Origin of the sequence: Streptomyces sp. DvalAA-14 (assembly GCF_900091855.1) — a bacterium.
Lineage (GTDB): Bacteria > Actinomycetota > Actinomycetes > Streptomycetales > Streptomycetaceae > Actinacidiphila.
Map to the genome: position 1 here is coordinate 1 of NZ_FMCH01000088.1, position 2,306 is coordinate 2,306.

Consider the following 2,306-nt stretch of genomic DNA (forward strand, 5'->3'; position numbering starts at 1 on the left):
CCCGCGCCGCGGGCCTGCGCGCCTACGCCGTCGCCTACACCGAGAACGGCCGGCGCCGCCTGGCCGACGCGGTGGGCGAGGACGCCGCCCTGACCGTGGCCGGGCTGCTGGACGGGGCCACCGGGCCGGGCCGCGCCGAGGACAGCACCCTGGCCCTGGACCTGCTGGCCGTCCTCGACGCGGCGCAGTTGTCCGTGGAGGAGGCCGCCGACCTGGTGGAGGCGGTGCCGGACGGCGCCCGGCTGGTGCTCAGCGGGGACCCGCACGCCCTGTGGTCGGCGGGCCCCGGCCGCGCGTTCGCCGATCTGCTGGCCGCCAAGGTCTGTCCGCGGATCACCTCCCGTACTCCCGATCCGGGCCCGATCGGCGAGCTGACCTCCTGCGTGAGCATCGGTGAGCTCGCCGCGGTCGAGGCCCCGGACCGCGAGGTCGTGGTGGTCCCGGTGCGCGATCCGCAGGAGGCCCTGCACCGCACGGTCCAGCTGGTCGCCGACTCGGTGCCCCGGGCGATCGGCGTGCCGGCCGACCGGACCCAGGTGATCACCCTGGCGCACGGCGGCGCGGTCGGCACCCGGGCGCTCAACGCGGCGCTCAAGGAGCGGCTCAACCCCGGCCCCGGGCGCTTCGGCGGTTTCGACCCGGGGGACCGCGCGGTGTACGTCCCGGCGCCCGGGCACACCCGGCCGGGCATCGTGGTCGGCGCCGAGCCCGAAGGGCTGCGGCTGGAGTGCGAGACCGGCAGCGTGCTGGTGCCGCGCGACGACGTGGCGGGGAAGCTGCGGCACGGCTGGGCGGTCACCGGGCACCAGGCGGCCGGGATGCGCTGGCCGGCCGTCGTGGTGGTCGTACCGGGTGACGCCGGGCCGCTGCTGACCCGCTCCTGGGTCTACACGGCGTTCGCCCGTGGCGAACGGCACCTGTCGGTGGTGCAGGGCGGGGATCAGGCCCTGGCCCAAGCGGTCGCGGGACCGGCCGCGAAGGAGCGGACGAGCCGGCTGGCCGAGGTGCTCCGGGAGCTGGCAGCGGACGTGTGAGCAGGCTCTCACCCCGCGGGGCGGCGGGGCGGGAGCCGGGTGCGCCCGGCTGGCGCGGGACCGGGGCGGCACGGGGTGCGGGCGGGACGGCGGGGCGGGGGTGTCTGCCGCCCCCGCCCCGCCGTCCCGTCACCCGGTCGGAGCAGTACGGGTCGGGCTCGCGCCGGGGTCCCGCCGGGGCTTCATCGCGGGTCTAGTCGGGGTCGAGGACGCTCAGTTCGTCGTCGAAGACCGCGCTCACGTCGAAGCGGCAGACCACCAGTTGGGGATCGGCCTGCTCGAAGGGGGCGTCCAGCCACTCCCCCGGTTCGGCCGGCTCCACCGCCGAGACCCACAGCGTGGAGTCGCCCTCCTCCAGGCCGAACTCCTTGTGGCGCTGGGCGATCTCATCGGGTTCGTACTCGCCGAAGATCACCCCGACCGCCGCGTTGACCGTGGTGGTGTCCGCGTCGTCGTCGCCTTCGCCGGCCCTTCTGGCCTGCGCGAACAGCCGGTCGGGCTCGACGATGGTGTAGTCGCGGCGGATCAGCACGCTGATCGCCTCCGGCTCCTCGGGCCCGGCGTACTCCGGCATCGCGTCACCGGCCGGCACTTCGAAGGGCGTCACCTCGTCGTAGCTCTCGTACAGCAACTCGTCATACGCCTCGGCGGCCGAGGCCAGCGCCTCGAACGCCGCGTAGACCGCGGGGTCGTCCCCGCCGGCGCGGTTCTCGATCGCGTCGAGGTGACGGTCGAGCGCGGCCTTGAACGCCTCGACCGCGGCGCGGACCTCGGCCACGGTGGGCTGCACGTCATCAGACATGAAGCAGACGCTATCCGCACCGGGGCGTTGCTTGCACAATAGATGCGATGCCGGAATACGAATTCAGAGAGATGTACGTGCCGCGCGGGGTCTCCCGCAAGGACGCGACGCGGCTGCTGACCGACGAGGCGGAGTACGGGCACTGGGAGCTCGACCGGGTACGGCTCTACGCCGACGGCAGCCGCCGGGTCCGCCTGCGCCGCCGCATCATCCGCCAGGTCAGAGCGACGTGGTGACCGCGCGGGACGGCTGCGTGCTGGGGCTCGCCGGGCGCACGGAGGCCCGGCGGTGGAGGGGTGGCCGGGCGGCTGATGTGGTGCCGCCCGGTCCCGTCAGGGCGGGCCCGTGAGCCCGCGGGGTGCCGCGGTGTGCGGTCAGCCCCGGGTGGCGCGGCCGCGGCGGTAGAGCAGCGCGCCGCCGAGCAGCAGCGCGCCGGCCGCGGGGGCCGCGAACCCCATGGTGTCCGTGCC

At 75.6% G+C, this 2,306-nt stretch carries 3 protein-coding genes; 2 read left to right on the forward strand and 1 reads right to left on the reverse strand.

What is annotated here, in order from left to right; all coding sequences use genetic code 11:
• Window positions 1-1,034, forward strand: a 1,034-nt coding sequence (locus GA0115240_RS04410; RefSeq protein ID WP_161302016.1) for an ATP-binding domain-containing protein, incomplete at its 5' end; no start/stop codon positions are given.
• A gap of 193 nt (window positions 1,035-1,227) precedes the next feature.
• On the opposite strand, the gene GA0115240_RS04415 is transcribed toward GA0115240_RS04410, so the two are convergent.
• Entirely contained in the window at window positions 1,228-1,836 is a 609-nt protein-coding gene (locus GA0115240_RS04415) for a hypothetical protein (RefSeq protein WP_093735331.1), read from the reverse strand.
• 47 nt (window positions 1,837-1,883) lie between these two features.
• Here GA0115240_RS04415 and GA0115240_RS04420 point away from each other — a divergent pair, with 47 nt between their 5' ends.
• Window positions 1,884-2,072, forward strand: coding sequence for a DUF5703 family protein (locus tag GA0115240_RS04420; RefSeq protein ID WP_093735332.1), 189 nt, complete (start codon window positions 1,884-1,886; stop codon window positions 2,070-2,072).
• The last annotated feature ends 234 nt before the right edge of the window (window positions 2,073-2,306 follow it).